This window comes from Enterobacter sp. UPMP701 (assembly GCF_053709515.1).
On record NZ_JBSKJN010000003.1, the window covers coordinates 140,478 to 154,799 of the forward strand.

The window sequence follows — 14,322 nt, forward strand, 5'->3', positions numbered from 1 at the left end:
ACCACGCCTGAGAAAAACAGAGATGGAACAAGCGCATACCCGGTTAATCGCCCAACTGAATGAACGGATCGCCGCGCCGGACAACACGCCGCTGTACCTGAAATTTGCCGAAACGGTTAAAAACGCGGTTCGCAGCGGCGTGCTGGAGCACGGGAATATCCTTCCCGGCGAGCGCGATTTAAGCCAGTTAACCGGGGTGTCGCGCATTACCGTGCGGAAAGCGATGCAGGCGCTGGAGTCTGAAGGCGTGGTGACGCGGGCCCGGGGCTACGGGACGCAAATCAACAACATCTTTGAATATTCGCTCAAGGCGGCGCGCGGGTTCTCACAGCAGGTAGTGCTGCGCGGCCAAAAGCCCAATACGCTTTGGGTCAACAAACGGGTGGTGAAGTGCCCGGATGAGGTGGCCAATCACCTTTCACTTCCCCCGGAGAGCGAGGTTTTCTTGCTTAAACGCATTCGCTACGTTGACGACGACGCGGTGTCTATTGAAGAGTCCTGGGTGCCGGTCGGGCTCATTCCCGATCCGGATGCGATTGGTATTTCGCTGTACGACTATTTCCGCAGCCAGAATATCTTCCCCCAGCGCACCCGTTCACGGGTCAGCGCCCGCATGCCGGACAAGGAATTTCAGGCGCACATCAAAATGGATGACAAAATACCGGTACTGGTGATCAAGCAGGTTGCGCTTGACCAGCAGCACCGGCCGATTGAGTACAGCATCAGCTACTGTCGCAGCGATCTATACGTCTTTGTGTGCGAGGAGTAATTCGTCGCGAGTCGGGGCGCAGTCGCCGCCCCGGTGGCTGACCACCCAGGACGCCACGGCATTACCCAGCAGTACAGCATCTGCCAGCGACCATCCCGCCGCCAGCCCGGCAAGCGTTCCGCCCGCGTGGCTGTCGCCTGCGCCGATGGTGTCTACGACCTTGGCGGGAAACGCGGGAACAACGCCCGAGACGTCACCGTCATACCACGTAGCACCGTCTTTATCGTGACGCACAATCAGTGCGGCACCGAAGCGCTGCTGCCACTGTGCGCCGAGGGTTTCCACCTCCATTCCCAGTCTTTCAGCGGCAAGTTCCGCTTCCTGACGATTGAGTGACACAATCGGCCTGCAGGCCATAATGCGCGCCATCAGCGCATCGGGAATATCGGCAATGCGTGGGCCGAAATCAATAAAGGCCGTTACGTGTTGCAGCCCTTCAAGCCAGCCCGTCAGCAGCTCGCCGCTCGGCGAGGCCAGCTGGTAACCGGACAAATAGACAAGGCTGTTGTGCGGAACGTGAAGCTCGTCAAGCCAGCGCTGCTGCCACTGGTTTTCCACGCCGCTAAAGGACATAAAGGTGCGCTCGCCGTCAGGCTCCACCAGTGCCAGACACCAGCCGTTGTCGCCGGTTTCGGCCTCCACGGCGCTGTGCAGATCCTGCTTCGCCATCGCGTTGCGGATGATCTCCGCCCACACCCCGTGACCGACGGGAAGGGCGTTTTGCGCCGCAATGCCGAGCCGTTTCAGGGCGATGGCAATGTTCAGCGCGCAGCCGCCGATGTTCACGCCCTGCTGTTTGAGCTCAATATCGCACCCGCGCCAGGGCAGGGCGTAGGCGTCGGCGATGACGTCAATCACCGCCGCGCCCAGCACCGTTACCGGACGCGTGGCGTGCAGGGTGTCGAGACGTTGGGCAAATGCGTTCATACGCCCTCCCTTTGCTCCCTGAAGTGCAGCAGTTTCTCGCAGTAGTGACCAAAATCGAGCTGGTTGACGGTGTCGAGCTCGGCCTTCAGCGCCGGGTCAATCGCCTGTACGCCATGAAGCGCGCCGCAGATGGCCGTCGCCATCGCGCCAATGGTATCGGTATCGCCACCCAGGTTGGCGCATAAAATCGCGCAGCGGTTCGGGTCGGTTCCCGCCAGCTCGACCATTGCAATGGCCGCCGGAACGGATTCGATAGTGCTGGTTCCTGCGCCAGTGAGCTGATAAATCTGCTCGCTGGCGGAGTCGATACCGTTGGCTTCCCGCACGGTCTTAAGCGCCAGCTCGATGCGTGCTGCCAGCGACGCGCTGAAGGTGGTGGTTTTCTCCTCCTGCGCATAGCGGGCGATGCCCGGAAGGGCATCGACGATGTTCTGCCAGCGTTCCCCGTCGATGGCGCGGGAAACCGCCCAGGCAATCACCACCGCGCCGGCAATGGCAAGATCCGATTTATGGGTCGGACTGGAGGCCAGCGCCACCTGCTCAACAAAGTGTTCCAGGCGCGTGGCCGGAAGCAGGCAGCCAAGCGGGGAAGCGCGCATCGCCGCCCCGTTGGTCACGCCGTTATTTTCCAGCTCGCTGACCGGCTTGCCGTCGCGGATCGCATTAAGCGCGATTTTCGACGTTGGGCCGAGCACGTTCTTATTAAACGCGTCAAAATCGAGCGCCCAGTTCAGGATATGCTTACCGATAACGTCCGCGTTAATCTCCCCGTCGCACTCGATGATCGCATCGGCCAGGCACAGCGCCATTGAGGTATCGTCGGTGAACTCGGCCTGTTTGAAATAGCAGGCCGCATTGTTCTCTGCCGGGCCGGGTAAGAAGCGGTCGATCCAGCCGAAGTGCGCCTTGACGCGCTTTCTCGGCCACAGCTCCGACGGCATACCCATCGCATCCCCTAACGCCTGGCCGTAAAGGGCCCCGAGAATACGGTCTTGTTTCATTTAACTTCCCCTTGTGTCAGCGCGGTATCGCCATCAACCACCTCAATTGCGGTGATCTCTTTATCCGATTCGCGGAAAAACAGCATAAACAGCACGGCAATCACGGCAATCATGACTGCACCAAATGTCCACATTCCGGCCCAGTTGAAGGTCAGCCCATTCACCGGCTCTTTGTAAGCGAACATTTTTTCCATCATCACGCCGCCCAGGCGGTAACCCAGCAGGCTACCAAACCCCTGACAGCACAGCGTAATCAGGCCTTGCGCGGCGGTGCGCATATGCACCGGCGCTTTTTTATCCACGTAGATGTACGCGGTGACGTAGTAAAAGTCGTAGCTCACGCCGTGCAGCAGAATGCCAAGGAACAGCAGGGCGTAGGTAAAGTATTGTTCCGCACCGCCGTAAACGAAGAAGCCATAGCGGATGGCGGCGGTAATCAGGCCCAGCAGTAAGACCTTCTTAATACCAAAGCGTTTAGTAAAGAACGGCAGAGCGAGCATAAAGAAGATTTCAGAGAACTGGCCGAGCGTCATCCAGCCGGTGGCGTTTTTCATCCCCACTTCGGTGAGATAGCCGTTGGCGAAGATGTAGTAGAAGGCCAGCGGCATGGCGAACAGGAACGAGCAGAAGAAGAACACCAGGAAGTTTTTGTCGCGCAGAAGAACCAGCGCATCCAGCCCCAGCATGACTTTGAAATCCAGCTTGCCGGTACTTTTCGGTGGCGTGTTCGGCAGGAACAGGGCAAAGACGCCAAGCAGGGCGGAGCTGGCGGCGGTCATCAGCAGGGGAATATTGGTATCAGAAATGTCGCTGTAGCCCAACATCTGCGGCAGGAATCCGCATGCCAGGCCCGAGGCGATCCAGCCGATGGTGCCCATCACGCGAATGCGCGGGAAATCGGCCTCGACGTCGTCCACGTTGGCGAAGGCAATACTGTTGGTCAGCGCGATGGTCGGCATATAGGTCAGAGAATAGACCAGCAGCAGCGGGAAGAAAGTGCTGAACTGGGTTTGCCGGGCGGCGAAGTACATCAGAATGGCACCGGCGAACATCAGCACTGACAGCACTTTCTGCGCAGCGAAGAAGCGGTCCGTCAGCGAGCCGACCAGGATCGGGGAGAGGATCGCGGCAATCGCGGTACAGGCGTAAGACCAGCCAATTTCCCCGGCGGTAAACCCGCTTTTACTCAGCCAAAGCCACAGCGGCACAAACCACGCGCCCCAGATAAACCATTCAACAAACATCATGAATGACAGTTGGACTTTCGTTTTCATTTTTTAATCCTGCATGTCAGAGAGGGTACGCCTTTAACATACCATTCAATAATACCTTTTAAATACCTTTGTGGCGATTGTTTGATCAATGTAACAGTTTTGTTGTACACGAATCGAGCCAGCAGATTGTGCTGAAAAAAAATGCAAATGGTGGAAAATCTGTTAAGTCGGTACCAGGCTTAGTCTGCCCATAAAAGATGGGACTGGATAAACACACACCGACACGACGTCGGACTTACGGGAGTATCACATGACTGATATTGCGCAGTTGCTTGGCAAAGACGCCGACAGCCTTTTACAGCATCGTTGTATGACCATTCCAGCCGACCAGCTGTATCTGCCTGGTCATGACTATGTTGACCGCGTGATGGTGGATAACAACCGTCCGCCTGCGGTTCTGCGAAACATGCAGACGCTCTTTAACACCGGGCGGCTCGGCGGCACCGGGTATCTCTCGATTCTGCCGGTAGACCAGGGCGTTGAGCATTCGGCGGGCGCCTCCTTTGCGGCGAACCCGCTCTATTTTGATCCGAAGAACATCGTAGAGCTGGCGATTGAAGCGGGCTGTAACTGCGTGGCGTCCACTTATGGCGTGCTGGCCTCCGTGTCGCGTCGCTACGCCCACCGCATTCCGTTCCTCGTGAAGCTGAACCACAACGAAACCCTCAGCTATCCTACCGAGTATGACCAGACCCTCTACGCCAGCGTCGAGCAGGCGTTCAATATGGGGGCGGTTGCCGTCGGGGCGACGATTTACTTCGGCTCTGAACAATCCCGTCGTCAGATTGAAGAGATCTCCGCGGCGTTTGAGCGCGCGCACGAGCTGGGTATGGTGACCGTGCTGTGGGCCTACCTGCGTAACTCAGCGTTCAAAAAAGACGGGGTGGATTACCACGTCTCCGCTGACCTGACCGGCCAGGCGAACCATCTGGCGGCGACCATTGGTGCGGATATCGTGAAGCAGAAAATGGCCGAGAATAACGGCGGCTATAAGGCGGTGAACTTTGGTTACACCGATGACCGCGTTTACAGCAAGCTGACCAGCGATAACCCGATCGACCTGGTGCGCTACCAGCTGGCGAACTGCTACATGGGCCGTGCGGGGCTGATTAACTCCGGCGGTGCGGCGGGCGGTGATACCGACCTGTCAGACGCGGTGCGTACGGCGGTTATCAACAAACGCGCGGGCGGCATGGGGCTGATCCTTGGCCGTAAGGCGTTCAAGAAATCGATGGCCGACGGCGTGAAGCTGATTAATGCGGTTCAGGATGTATATCTGGACAGTAAAGTCACAATTGCCTGACGTCTCCATCTCCCTCTCCCCGTGGGAGAGGGTTGGGGTGAGGGCATCATCGCGCACCGTGTGAAACATCAGCGCAAAAGCACACAGTCCGGTGGCAGCCTGCACTGCAGCGCGCCGGGCAACACCTCAATGCGGAACTGCGTCCCGCTCAGCGGCTCTCCGTCGAGGTTAAACGTCATCCCGTGCGGAGCATTTACCTCAAACCACGCCGATTTACCGTCAATAATATTCGGGCTCTCTTCCGGCTGCGTCAGCGTGGTAAACAGCGCGGGCAGCAGGCCGTCGCCGGTGAAAATACGCAGCTGTAGCTGGCCATCATTAATGAGCGCCTCCGGGCAGAGCTGTTGCCCGCCGCCTGCCTGACGGCCATTGCCAATCCCAATCACCAGCGCGTCACCCTGCCACTGAAAATCCTCGCCGCGAATTTCGCAGCGGTCAGGCTTGAGGGTATCCATGCGCATCAGACCGTGGATCAGGTACGACACGCCGCCCAGAGCCGCTTTCAGTTTTTCCGGCGTTTCGCTGGTGATGCGCGTGCCAAACCCGCCCGTCGCCATATTGATAAAGCAGGTTTTGTCATTCACCTGGGCGATATCCACGGCGGTGGCTTTGCCGAGGATTGCCAGCTGGAGCGCTTTCTGTAAATCTTCCGGGATCCCGGCGCTGGTGGCAAAGTCGTTGGCGGTGCCCAGCGGTAAAATGCCCATCACCGGCCGGTCTGCCGGGGGCAGGTCGATAAGCGCAGAGGCGATCTCATTGATAGTGCCATCGCCGCCACCGGAAATGATGGTGCTGATACCTAACGTTAACCCTTCATTGATATAGCGTGCCGCGTCGCCTTTTTCCCACGTCACCCTGACGTGAATGCGCGCGCCATCTTCACGCAAACCCTGAATTGCCTGACGCAACAGATCGTTGCCTGCGCTTTTGCCATTGAGAATCAATAAACTGTCTGAATAGGTTGCCATCCGCGCTGCTCCCTTTTTTAGCGTTAGTAAGAGTGTATAGCAGAGAGGAAAAAAGCGGGTAAGAACAGGATGAAAGGGAGAAATAATCCCGCGTAAAAAGGGGCTCCTTTACAACGAAAGATGTGCCCCGTGTTGTTGACTCTTTAAACGGTTTTCGCTCAAAAGATTCTTAACGTCAGCTTTTGAGTCCTGCCATTTACTTTGCCTCTATTTTCAACTGTTTCCGCCACACCCGATTATGTAGCGTTAGCGCAATTGAACGATAAAAGACTGACGTATTCATCCACACGATATTCAGGCCGAAAAATCCCAATCCTAATAATGAGGTTATTTGCGGTGTGTAATTCTCTACAGAGCCGAATAAAAGCGAAATCCACATCCAGATAAAGTAAACGATGCTCATCAAGCCGGTTAGTGTAATGACAAAAATATGCAGTTTATATCCCGTTAAGGACCCTCTGGCCGTTAAAAACATCGTGCTCATTACAATCATGCAATACACCACTGCTGCAAGGAATACTCCCATCATTACCTTAAATTCAGGTAAGCCGAGCAGGCGAAATAGCAACATCCAGACAGAAACTTGTAGCATAGCGTAGCAAAAAATAGTGAGTAAGGTACTTATTGCTAAGGGAATACCTGTCATATGTACACCCACAGGAACACCGAACTGACCTTTTAAGCGATCTTTCAATGATTCAAGCCGTTGGCAATCGTCTGTCGCCATTTCACCTGTTATCACAGCACTTAATGCAAGGCTCTTTTTGATGTAATTTATCATGTCCGGGTCAATAACTTCCTGTAAATGAAAACGACTGAATCAAACCAAAAACGTATTTACCAGATTGTGTAATATTCTGAGGATTCCGGATTGTACCCGAGATAGCACTGCCAACAAATGCTGAGGAGTTTGAAATAGCATTCAACAGCTCTCGCTGTAAGAGCAGCTGCAGCGCTTCCGAGGGGTAACGTTTAGGGTAAACGCCAGCTTTCATCGCTGCTTTAACCCCTGAATTAGAGATCCCGGGATTTCGAATACGAATGATTTCCTCAGTTAACCGCGTGCGGTCCGCTCGGCTCATTTTTTGTAATAACGAGAGTAAACTTTCGGACGTCGAGCGATTAAGTAGACGGTAGGTTAATACTGCACTTTTTAGACCCGCGGCAGCCCCGGCAAGTGAAATCGCATCAAGAGCAGTATTGGTTGCGGTATACCACTCCTGAGAATCCATCCACGCAACATAGTCATTATGATTCATGGCAATAAGTGACAAGCGGCCAAGCCCGTTTGCACACTGAATTCCTGTTGCTACACCGCCAGCGACAATCACAGCGGCAACAGCGCCAGAAGAACCTGCGGTGAGAGGAATGGCCATACCTGCGCCTGCAGCAAGTACGACAGTGAGAATGGCAGCTCCGCAAGAAATCGCCGTAGAACCTATTTCAGTCGCTAATGATGGTGACTGAATCGTCGTCGTCGTTGCCTGGAGAGGATTACTTGATGAAGCGTTTACTTTAGTGATGACGACATGACTTACCGAGCTTTCGTTTGGCGTCGCAATCCGTCTTGAGGGTCTCACTAACCACTGACGCGCACCGTCTGAGTAGATGATCCCAACCTGGCTAAAGTTACGGCTACAGTCCAGCTGATTGGCAAGGGCGGTGAAATTAATATCGCCGCCGGAGGCTAGACCCAGACTGCGTGCGAGTTCGTAATCCGAAATATCCTTTGAAATCTGACCAGGAAAAGTCATGTTGTCTCTCCGTCCGTGTGAAATCGTATAACGCTAAGAAATCAAGAGTAAAGGGCATGTTATGGACGGGAATTAGGAATGATCCGAATAACGCGCCATCCTGCCAGAACCAATGAAAATTGTGATGGATATCATATACCCGCCCGATTTTCGTAAAAGATCTTCCAGCAGATGCTGTCGCGAATCAACACCCTTCATTTGGTGGGGCGGTGCAATTTCATTCTGACTCAGTGGACTGAATTATACAAAAAAATAAGCCCGCGTAAGAGCGTTTATGCACCCTTACAATAGGGGCTTTCAACGGTGCAATGCGGGTTTGAGCGGCACACAAGACCATTGAAAGCCATATTTAGTTACCCGTCTGTGGACACTGTGTGGACACTCTGAACTTTGATTCCTCCACGTAACGGATTGAGGGCGATCGCGTCCTGCAAGTATTCAGGGGCAAAGTGTGCGTAGACCATTGTTTGCTCAATTCGGGAATGACCCAGGATACGTTGCAGCGTGATGATGCTCCCACCGTTAATCATGAAATGGGTTGCGAAGCTGTGACGCAATGCATGGGTTGCCTGTCCTGCCGGCAAATCAGGTTTCAGTTCCTTCATCAACCGCCTGAATGCTGGATAGTTTGCATCCGGGAAAAGAAAGCCTCGCTTGTTGTTGGCGATCATATTTGCCACCTCGTCAGAAATTGGCACAGTGCGTGGTTTGTTCGTCTTGGTTTTAACGAACGTACAGCGGTTATGGATCACGTTCTCCGCTTTCAGCCGCGCGGCTTCACCCCATCTTGCGCCGGTACTGAGACAAAGAATCGCAATCTTCTTGTTGTCCCCGTCCAGCTGCGAAAGCAACACGGTAATTTCATCCTGTGTCAGATAGCCGGTTTCCGGCTTCTGCTCTTTCAGCCTTTTTGTGCCGCGTATCGGATGCTCACCGAAGAACAACTCAGCTTCAATCAATGCGGTGAACATCCCACTGATGCAGGTTAAATCGCGGTTGATGCTTGACGGCTTGATCCCCTGGCTTCTGCGCGTCGCACTGTACTGGCTGATAAGTGCTTTTGTTATCTGGAATGCACAGGGGTCGTCAGTTATCCGGGTAAATATCTCAATTTTCCCAAGATTAGATTTTCCGTGATCCTCATGCTTGCCTTTCAGTTCCCACCAGATAGCCGTTAGCTCTGACAGACGCCGCTTGTCTGTCGGCTTCGAAAGCCATTCTTTGTTGTGGTGGTTGTACTGCGTGTGTTTTTCGAAAGCGATAGCCTCGCTTTTTTTGTCAAACTTCCTGCGGATGCGCTTTCCGTTGCGCCCGGCAGGTCTGATATCCACTTCATACCGACCATCATCGAGTTTCTTAACTGTCATAAGAAAGCCCTCCGATGGGTTCGTTCTCTGCTTGTTCCTAACTCTTTGTAATGTCGGGTACAAAATTTATCCGCCAGTAGCATGCATTTGTAATGCATGTATTCGCGGTAAATCGTTAGCCAGTCTTTTGGTCTGAGGACTGAGAGGTTGTTGCATCTTGCCCAAAGTGTGCGAGAGCCGGTGCAATTTGACCGGATTCAGGGGAGATTTGGTCAGTCATAAACCACAGGGTGTATTTAGTGAACTGCGGTGTTTGGAGGATTTTCATCATAACGTCAGTCGGAGGGGTAGAACGTCCGCTTTCATAATAACTCAGCGTCCCGTAAGGAATGCCTGATATATCAGCAAGTTGCTGTCGGCTTAGGTATTCGGACTTTCTAATTAGTACTATTTTTTCGCCTATCGTATTTGACATGGTGTTTAGATCTCAATAGTATTTGGTTTAGATATAGATTGTTTGATGTTTAAAACTGAACATCAGAGGACACTATAAGCCATTAGAGGCAATTTCAGAACCGCGAGAGGGCTTGAAATGACTAAGCAAATTGTTCTAACCAGCGATGCCGTCCCCTATCAGGAATTTGCTCGTCTCATTGGGAAATCAGAGCGAGCGGTAAAGGGAATGATTGAAAAAGGGAAATTACCGATTGTTGAAATGACCGACCCGCAATCTACATCTGGTCGCGCTGGAGAGTATTGGGTTTACCTTCCAGCCTGGAATAATGGTATGAAGCTGGCCTATGAGAGCCGCCCTAAAGAAATTCGTGATGGTTGGTTGATGTGGTTAGGTTTGGGAGAGCCACGATGAAAACTAAATACGCCACTCTCATTCGTAGCTTGTTGCAAAATTATCATGCACAGGCAAAGGCTATTGATAAAGAAACGTTCTCTGTCCACAGCGACGGATTACAGTTAATGGAATTGAATATTCAGCTGGCGAAATGTCTTGAGGGAATAACCTCTACTGCGCGTTTCAATAACGACAGTGACGATTTTGAAGAACTTCACAAAATAACACTAATGGTGTTTGGCGGAAATATACCAACTGAAAATAATATTTCCGGGCTTATGTCGCTGGCCACATCTGCATTAAAGAATAACAACACCCATCTTAAATCTGTTGCTGCCTCTCAACGTTAAGGAACCGATATGAAACATTTAATGATTGACCTTGAAACTATGGATAACAAACCAACTGCGGCGATTACTTCTATCGGTGCTGTTTTTTTTAATCCGGAAACTGGCGAAATGGGTGAGCAGTTTTATCAGCGTGTAAGCCTGGACAGCTGCGTAGAGCATGGCCTGACCATGGGGGCTAGTACCGTGCGTTGGTGGATGCGTCAGGACGCAGCGGCGCGCAGCGAAATTCTGAATGAAGATTGCCTGGATTTATCACTGTCATTAGCGAATCTCGAAGCTTTTGTGACGGAGCACTCCGACCCGTCTAAAGTGCAGGTGTGGGGCAACGGAGCTGCGTTCGACAATGTGATCCTCCGCAATGCGGCCGAAAAATGCGGGTTTATTGAACCCTTGTGGTTCTTCTGGAATGACAGGGATGTCAGAACAATTGTGGAGTTGTCAAAAAATCTTGGGCTGAACGTCCATAACATTATCCAGTTTGAAGGTGTTAAACATCACGCCTTATATGATGCCATTCATCAGGCCAAAATTGTTTCTTACGTCTGGATGTATCTCGTTAAAATAGCCAGTGTGAAATAACGATGATTACAGTGACCTCTCAAGCAAGTGAAAGTGTCATTAACAAGGCATTTTCAGTGCTGTCAGAATACTACAGTGGCAAAAAGGTATATCAGGTAATAAAACCGCATCATTATTTTTCTGTGCATGTCTCTTATCGCTGGCGATTACTGAGTAAAGATAAGGGGCGGCACTGGGAGTTAATGACGCATGAACGATATAACAAACAATACCGAATATAGTTTTTGCCTTTAACACCTTTTTATATCTGGATTAATTATGAATGCCACAATACAGCAGGACGTTGTGCGCCGGCTCGTTCAGGATTTTGAATTTAAGGAACGGGATAAATATTTGCAGCAGGGCGTTTGCCCCAAATGCCATAAACGCGAATTATTCACCAGCATAGAAAAGCCCTGGATCCTGAAGTGTGGCCGCGAAAACAACTGCGGCCATCAGGTTGTTGTTAAAGAGCAGTATCCGGAAATCTTTGAGGACTGGTCAAAGCGCTATCAGGCAACGCCTGAAACCCCATACGCCGCAGCTGAAGCGTATCTGCGTGAGGCGAGGGGGCTGGACACCGAACCGCTCAAGGGTTGCTTTACCCAGGGCGCGTTTGCCAAAGACAACATGGGTTCGGCAACAGTCAAATTTAAGCTGGCGTGTGGTGCGACGTGGGAGCGCATCATTGACCAGCCGCAGCGCTTCGGTAAGCAGAAAGCGAACATCAGAGGAAGCTATGTTGGCCACTGGTGGGTTCCGCCGTCCGTGAACCTGCTGGAAGTAAACGAAATCTGGATCACAGAGGGTATCTTCAACGCGCTTAGCCTGTGTCAGGCGGGTTTACCCGCCGTGGCTACGCTGAGCAGCAACAATTACCCACTGGCGGCGCTGGATACCCTGGCTAAAGAACTGGGCGAGAAACCCCGCCCACGCCTGATATGGGCGTTTGATGGTGACAAAGCCGGCACTAAACACACGCTGGCCTTTGCTGCCCGTAGCGAGGAAGCCGGCTGGAAGGTTCGCGCGGCGCAGCCGGTGAAATCATCCTCCAGCCTGGACTGGAATGACCTGCTGTTACGTGGCCGGTTCAGCAAATCGGACATCAAAAATTATCGCTACTATGGCGATATCCTGCTGGCGAAAAGCCCGACAGAGAAAGCGTTGCTCATGCATCAGCATAATGAGTGGCACTCTTTCTACTTTGAGCATAACTCCCGCATGTACTGGTTTGAGCTGGATCTGGACAGGTACATGCGAGCCTATGAGCGCATCACCAATACCGGTACCGAAGTGGTGATGGAGTGGGAGGCCAAAGAACGGGCGGTTAAAGAGTCAGGCGGCGTGACCGAAATCGCCAACTGCTGGCTGACGCCGCTTTACTTCCAGCGTTCTGAACCTACGGACGAGTCCTGGTATTACGTGAAGGTCAACATGCCGAACCGGCCAGCCGTGAAAGACACCTTCACGGCTAATCAGCTCACTAGCTCCGCCGAGTTCAAAAAGCGTCTGCTGCACATCGCCAAAGGGGCGGTGTACACCGGCAGTACCAAACAGCTGGATAAGTTCATCCAGATGCGTCTGCCTGAAATCAAAGAAGTTAAGACGCAGAATTTTATCGGTTATAACAAAGATTATGCCGCCTGGCTGTTTAACCGCGTGGCCGTTTGCGATGGCCGGCTGTATGAGATGAACGACGAGGATTATTTCGAAATCCACAGCGCCAGCGTCAAGAGCCTGAGCCTCACGCCGGCGCTGGATCTGAATCCGAAGCTGAACGAATTCACCACGGGCTGGGTGGACGATATCTGGACGGCGTTTGGTGAAAAAGGCTATGTGGCGCTGGCGTTCTGGCTGGGGTCGCTGTTCGCTGAGCAAATCCGCGAGCGTGACAAGTCTTTCCCGTTCCTTGAAATCGTGGGTGAACCCGGCACAGGTAAATCCACGCTGATTGAATTTCTGTGGAAGCTGGCTGGCCGTGAAGAATATGAAGGGTTTGACCCGTCCAAATCGACCGCTGCCGCGCGCGGCCGTAACTTCGCTCAGGTCGGCAATCTGCCGGTCGTACTGATTGAGGGAGACCGCACCACGGATAACGCCAAACAACGCGCTTTCGACTGGGACGAGCTGAAATCGCTGTATAACGGTCGTGCCTCCCGCGCTGTGGGTATCAAATCGAACAATAACGAGACCTACGAGCCGCCATTCAGGGGCAGCATAGTGATAGCGCAGAATGCCGACACCGACGGCAGCAAGGCGTTTCTGGAGCGTATCATCCACATCTATACCGACAAACGCGGCCAGTCCATTCAGACCCGCTATGCTGCCGAGCGCCTTGAGCAGGTTCCTGTCAGCCAGGTATCTGGTTTCACCCTGCTGGCCACTATGCGCGAAAAAGAAATTATGAAGGTGTTTGGCCAGGGCTACGAACGCGCCCGTAGCGAGCTGGAGTCCAACACCAATATCCGCCATATCCGTATCGCCAAAAATCACGCTCAGCTGGTCGGTTTGCTCGAAGCGCTGGCGCTGGTTGTGCCGGTTCCGGTGGAACGTATTGAGAAGACCCGCGAGGCCATCACGGCACTGGCCGTGGAACGCTGTCAGGCACTTAAAAAGGATCACCCGCTGGTACAGGAGTTCTGGGAGCTGTTTGATTACCTCGACGAGCTGGCACCGCATGGTATTAACCATTCCACAGATGAAGGGGAGATTGCCGTCAACTTCAATCATCTGGAAGAAGTCGCCGCCGCTCACCGTCAGCGTATTCCGTTCACGCTAACCGAAATCAAAAAGCTGCTTAAAAACGGCAATGAACGCCGTTTTATCGACACCAAAACCACGCGCAGCGCGGTAAGTGAACGCCACAACCGTGGCAAAGGTGAAGTGCAAAGAATGCCGGAAACCTTCCGGTGTTGGATTTTCCGCAGAGAGAAATAACTATGTCAGACCAAAATTATGAGCAAAGGTCGTTAAAACTGCTGGGGGTAACAGCCAGATTGCAAACGCTGATGATTAATCAGCGCATTACCCCTCTTGAGCTGGTTAACTGCGCCAATGCAGCCCGCGCAATGTATTTGATGGCTACCAGCAACAAAAAATACGAGTTAACAGGTTTATTTTATTGTGATTTTTGCAACAGAGATAGTAGCGAAAAAGGGATGTTACTTGTTGGAGGATTGCGGAATACTCATATCTGCTCTGAATGCGTGGATATTTGCCGTGAAACGCTTGATAAAAAAAGGCCTGGCGGGGAATGAATCC

General features: G+C 52.7%; 16 protein-coding genes. 8 read left to right on the forward strand and 8 right to left on the reverse strand.

Going from position 1 to position 14,322, the window contains the following annotated elements:
- Positions 1–22 precede the first annotated feature (22 nt).
- Positions 23–769 carry a GntR family transcriptional regulator gene (locus ACWKXT_RS09315; protein WP_454532267.1) on the forward strand — a complete coding sequence of 249 codons (747 nt, stop codon included), beginning with the start codon at positions 23–25 and terminating at the stop codon, positions 767–769.
- Here the strand turns inward: ACWKXT_RS09315 and ACWKXT_RS09320 are convergent.
- The 3 genes from ACWKXT_RS09320 to ACWKXT_RS09330 are packed head-to-tail and all read right to left on the reverse strand — an operon-like array spanning position 743 to position 3,971.
- Positions 743–1,696 carry a PfkB family carbohydrate kinase gene (locus ACWKXT_RS09320; RefSeq protein ID WP_454532268.1) on the reverse strand — a complete coding sequence of 318 codons (954 nt, stop codon included), beginning with the start codon at positions 1,694–1,696 and terminating at the stop codon, positions 743–745. The two genes, ACWKXT_RS09315 and ACWKXT_RS09320, sit on opposite strands and share 27 nt — an antisense overlap.
- Positions 1,693–2,697 (reverse strand): ADP-ribosylglycohydrolase family protein, encoded by a 1,005-nt coding sequence (locus tag ACWKXT_RS09325; RefSeq protein WP_454532269.1) that lies wholly within the window; start codon positions 2,695–2,697, stop codon positions 1,693–1,695. Before ACWKXT_RS09325 ends, ACWKXT_RS09320 begins: the two co-directional genes overlap by 4 nt.
- The gene (locus ACWKXT_RS09330; protein ID WP_454532270.1) at positions 2,694–3,971 is read right to left on the reverse strand and encodes a nucleoside permease; all 1,278 of its coding nucleotides are present in this window, start codon (positions 3,969–3,971) and stop codon (positions 2,694–2,696) included. Before ACWKXT_RS09330 ends, ACWKXT_RS09325 begins: the two co-directional genes overlap by 4 nt.
- 250 nt (positions 3,972–4,221) lie before the next feature.
- On the opposite strand from ACWKXT_RS09330, the gene fbaB reads away from it, so the two are divergent.
- The gene (gene fbaB, locus ACWKXT_RS09335; RefSeq protein WP_454532271.1) at positions 4,222–5,274 is read left to right on the forward strand and encodes a class I fructose-bisphosphate aldolase; all 1,053 of its coding nucleotides are present in this window, start codon (positions 4,222–4,224) and stop codon (positions 5,272–5,274) included.
- Between the two features lie 68 nt (positions 5,275–5,342).
- On the opposite strand, the gene yegS is transcribed toward fbaB, so the two are convergent.
- The 5 genes from yegS to ACWKXT_RS09360 all read right to left on the reverse strand — a co-directional run bounded on the left by yegS (position 5,343) and on the right by ACWKXT_RS09360 (position 9,778).
- Positions 5,343–6,242, reverse strand: a complete 900-nt coding sequence (gene yegS / locus ACWKXT_RS09340) for a lipid kinase YegS (RefSeq protein ID WP_454532272.1) — start codon at positions 6,240–6,242, stop codon at positions 5,343–5,345.
- 196 nt (positions 6,243–6,438) lie between these two features.
- Positions 6,439–7,023: a hypothetical protein gene (locus ACWKXT_RS09345; RefSeq protein ID WP_454532273.1), complete on the reverse strand. Its 585-nt coding sequence runs from the start codon at positions 7,021–7,023 to the stop codon at positions 6,439–6,441.
- 7 nt (positions 7,024–7,030) lie between these two features.
- A complete protein-coding gene (locus tag ACWKXT_RS09350) occupies positions 7,031–7,996 on the reverse strand; it encodes a hypothetical protein (protein ID WP_454528545.1) in 966 nt (321 codons plus the stop codon).
- Positions 7,997–8,349: 353 nt separating this feature from the next.
- Entirely contained in the window at positions 8,350–9,363 is a 1,014-nt protein-coding gene (locus ACWKXT_RS09355) for a phage integrase (protein WP_454532274.1), read from the reverse strand.
- 115 nt (positions 9,364–9,478) lie between these two features.
- Positions 9,479–9,778 carry a helix-turn-helix domain-containing protein gene (locus ACWKXT_RS09360; protein ID WP_454532275.1) on the reverse strand — a complete coding sequence of 100 codons (300 nt, stop codon included), beginning with the start codon at positions 9,776–9,778 and terminating at the stop codon, positions 9,479–9,481.
- Between the two features lie 117 nt (positions 9,779–9,895).
- On the opposite strand from ACWKXT_RS09360, the gene ACWKXT_RS09365 reads away from it, so the two are divergent.
- Genes ACWKXT_RS09365 through ACWKXT_RS09390 form a run of 6 tightly spaced genes read left to right on the forward strand, consistent with a single transcriptional unit; the run spans position 9,896 to position 14,318 of the window.
- Entirely contained in the window at positions 9,896–10,171 is a 276-nt protein-coding gene (locus tag ACWKXT_RS09365; protein ID WP_454532276.1) for a regulatory phage cox family protein, read from the forward strand.
- Complete coding sequence (locus tag ACWKXT_RS09370; protein WP_454532277.1) at positions 10,168–10,503, forward strand: hypothetical protein; 336 nt, start codon at positions 10,168–10,170, stop codon at positions 10,501–10,503. Before ACWKXT_RS09365 ends, ACWKXT_RS09370 begins: the two co-directional genes overlap by 4 nt.
- Positions 10,504–10,512: 9 nt before the next feature.
- On the forward strand, positions 10,513–11,082 hold the full coding sequence (locus ACWKXT_RS09375; protein ID WP_454532278.1) for a 3'-5' exonuclease: 570 nt from the start codon (positions 10,513–10,515) through the stop codon (positions 11,080–11,082).
- A 2-nt stretch (positions 11,083–11,084) separates the two neighbouring features.
- The gene (locus ACWKXT_RS09380) at positions 11,085–11,303 is read left to right on the forward strand and encodes a ParE family toxin-like protein (protein ID WP_454532279.1); all 219 of its coding nucleotides are present in this window, start codon (positions 11,085–11,087) and stop codon (positions 11,301–11,303) included.
- 37 nt (positions 11,304–11,340) lie between these two features.
- Complete coding sequence (locus ACWKXT_RS09385; protein WP_454532280.1) at positions 11,341–13,998, forward strand: toprim domain-containing protein; 2,658 nt, start codon at positions 11,341–11,343, stop codon at positions 13,996–13,998.
- A gap of 2 nt (positions 13,999–14,000) precedes the next feature.
- Positions 14,001–14,318 (forward strand): ClpX C4-type zinc finger protein, encoded by a 318-nt coding sequence (locus tag ACWKXT_RS09390; RefSeq protein ID WP_454532281.1) that lies wholly within the window; start codon positions 14,001–14,003, stop codon positions 14,316–14,318.
- The last annotated feature ends 4 nt before the right edge of the window (positions 14,319–14,322 follow it).

Coding starts and splice junctions, on each gene's coding strand:
- ACWKXT_RS09375 (WP_454532278.1), top strand. CDS start 10,513: ATGAAACATTTAATGATTGACCTTGAAACTATGGATAACAAACCAACT.
- ACWKXT_RS09330 (WP_454532270.1), bottom strand. CDS start 3,971: ATGAAAACGAAAGTCCAACTGTCATTCATGATGTTTGTTGAATGGTTT.
- ACWKXT_RS09390 (WP_454532281.1), top strand. CDS start 14,001: ATGTCAGACCAAAATTATGAGCAAAGGTCGTTAAAACTGCTGGGGGTA.
- yegS (WP_454532272.1), bottom strand. CDS start 6,242: ATGGCAACCTATTCAGACAGTTTATTGATTCTCAATGGCAAAAGCGCA.
- ACWKXT_RS09365 (WP_454532276.1), top strand. CDS start 9,896: ATGACTAAGCAAATTGTTCTAACCAGCGATGCCGTCCCCTATCAGGAA.
- ACWKXT_RS09320 (WP_454532268.1), bottom strand. CDS start 1,696: ATGAACGCATTTGCCCAACGTCTCGACACCCTGCACGCCACGCGTCCG.
- ACWKXT_RS09380 (WP_454532279.1), top strand. CDS start 11,085: ATGATTACAGTGACCTCTCAAGCAAGTGAAAGTGTCATTAACAAGGCA.
- ACWKXT_RS09355 (WP_454532274.1), bottom strand. CDS start 9,363: ATGACAGTTAAGAAACTCGATGATGGTCGGTATGAAGTGGATATCAGA.
- ACWKXT_RS09345 (WP_454532273.1), bottom strand. CDS start 7,023: ATGATAAATTACATCAAAAAGAGCCTTGCATTAAGTGCTGTGATAACA.
- ACWKXT_RS09360 (WP_454532275.1), bottom strand. CDS start 9,778: ATGTCAAATACGATAGGCGAAAAAATAGTACTAATTAGAAAGTCCGAA.
- ACWKXT_RS09385 (WP_454532280.1), top strand. CDS start 11,341: ATGAATGCCACAATACAGCAGGACGTTGTGCGCCGGCTCGTTCAGGAT.
- ACWKXT_RS09370 (WP_454532277.1), top strand. CDS start 10,168: ATGAAAACTAAATACGCCACTCTCATTCGTAGCTTGTTGCAAAATTAT.
- fbaB (WP_454532271.1), top strand. CDS start 4,222: ATGACTGATATTGCGCAGTTGCTTGGCAAAGACGCCGACAGCCTTTTA.
- ACWKXT_RS09325 (WP_454532269.1), bottom strand. CDS start 2,697: ATGAAACAAGACCGTATTCTCGGGGCCCTTTACGGCCAGGCGTTAGGG.
- ACWKXT_RS09350 (WP_454528545.1), bottom strand. CDS start 7,996: ATGACTTTTCCTGGTCAGATTTCAAAGGATATTTCGGATTACGAACTC.
- ACWKXT_RS09315 (WP_454532267.1), top strand. CDS start 23: ATGGAACAAGCGCATACCCGGTTAATCGCCCAACTGAATGAACGGATC.